General features: G+C 50.0%; 1 protein-coding gene. It reads left to right on the forward strand.

The genetic code is table 11. The features are described 5' to 3' along the window. Positions 1-1,726 (forward strand): VirB4 family type IV secretion system protein (locus ACMP1L_RS11370; RefSeq protein WP_418453075.1); only part of this gene is annotated, 1,726 nt, incomplete at its 5' end. Between the last annotated feature and the right edge of the window lie 144 nt (positions 1,727-1,870).

Raw genomic sequence — 1,870 nt, forward strand, 5'->3', positions numbered from 1 at the left:
GGCTCCGGTGAAGGAAGGCGTGGAGCTGTTGCAAGAGCGGATGGAAGAGGTCTGCGCCATCGGACGTTCTGATAAAGTGGGCGCCTTTTTGGAGCCTTGTGATTTTCGACAACTGAAAGCCTTAAATACGGCACTTCCAATCGGTGGGAGACAGGTGGATTATATGCGGTTCTTTCTCACCTCTTCTTTGGTGGCATTTAATCCCTATCATGCCCAGGATATCCTGGAGCCGGGCGGAAAGATGCTGGGGATCAATAAAACAACGGGACGGTATCTCATTGCCAACCGGAAACTCCTTCCCAACCCTCACGGGATCATTGTGGGATATTCCGGTTCTGGAAAATCCATGCTGATCAAGCTGACCGAGATTTCCCAGACCTTGCTTGGAAGCGAAGATGACATCATTGTGCTGGATCCCCAGAATGAATTTGAAGATATCTGCAGGGAGTATCAGGGAGTGTATTTTGACCTGACCCCTAAAAGCGGGATTTATCTCAATGGATTTGAAGTGACCCAGGAAGTCTTTTCCGGCAGTAAAGAGCTGAAAGCGGAATTTGTGGCCAAACAGTGTGAGTATGCAAAAGGACTGGTGCAGGCGATCATGAAAAATATCCTGGTCACCCAGGAGCACGATTCCGTGGTGAGCCGTTGTACGGAGCAGATGTTTGCCCAGGTTTTTGCTCAAAAGCGGTTAAAGAAACAGCCCACCTTACTCTGGCTGCGGGAAGAGATTGGAAAGGAACTGGAACAGGTACAGCACGCTCACGATGAAGCCATCATCCGTCCCATCTACAACTCCCTGGAAGAGTATACCACGGGCTCCTGTGACATGCTGGCACATCCGACCAATATCAAATTCCAGAACCGTCTGGTGGGATTTGGGATGTGCAACGTGCCGGAAAACAACTGGGAGGCTGTCATGGATACGGTGCTGCATTATCTGTCTACCAGGATGGATTACAATAAAAAGTTGCAGAAAGCCACACACTTAGTGGTGGATGAGGCACAAGTGGTTTCGGAAAAACCGGGATCTGCAGATATGCTCAACAATGCAGTTATTACCTTCCGAAAGTTCGGAGGAATCGTCACCCTGGCGATGCAGAACGTGGTGGCAGCTCTGGCCAACAAAAAGATGGTAGAGCTATTCCAGAACTGTTCCTATAAATGCTTTTTAGATCAGGGCGGTGTGGATGCCCAGAGCCTGGCAGAAATCCAACCCTTATCCGAACGGGAATTCCGTGCCTTGGGAACGGGAAAACCGGGAGAGGGTGTGATCGTCTGGAATAAAAAAGTGGTGCTCTTTAATGCCCGGATTGAGAAGGATAATATCCTGTATGAAAAATACTCCACCAACTTCCATGAAAAAGCACAGCGGAAGGCAGAATGTTCTTCTGTGATGGCAGTTCCTGTGAGAAAAGAAAACGTGACGAAATCAGAGGAAGAACCGGAACTCTGGGAGGAACGGGTGCCCCTGCAGGTGGCATATAAACCGGAACCGGAGATGCCTCAGAACTGGCAGGAAGAAAAGCCCGATGTGCTGCAACAGGGATGGGGAGAACAAGAGTGGGAGACCGTGCTACAGCTGGCAGCGTTTGCACCCATCCGGCTGGGAGATGTGACTGCTTTGTTGGAAATCGCCCCAGAGGAAGCGCAGCGGCTGTTGGATACCATGCTCCAGGCAGGTGTTTTGGAAGAGAAAGAGGGCTGGTATCAGATCGTAGAGTAGGTGAAATCAATGAGACTCAATGAAACAAAACGAAAACAAAGAACGTCCCAGGAAGAAGTTCTGGCAGAACTGTTTGCAGAGGCAGAATTGCAGGGCTCCGTCCGGAAGAAGAAAAACTGGGCTGCCTGGATGGAACAGGAAGAG

This window comes from Ventrimonas sp. (assembly GCF_048380235.1).
Classification (GTDB): domain Bacteria; phylum Bacillota; class Clostridia; order Lachnospirales; family Lachnospiraceae; genus Brotaphodocola.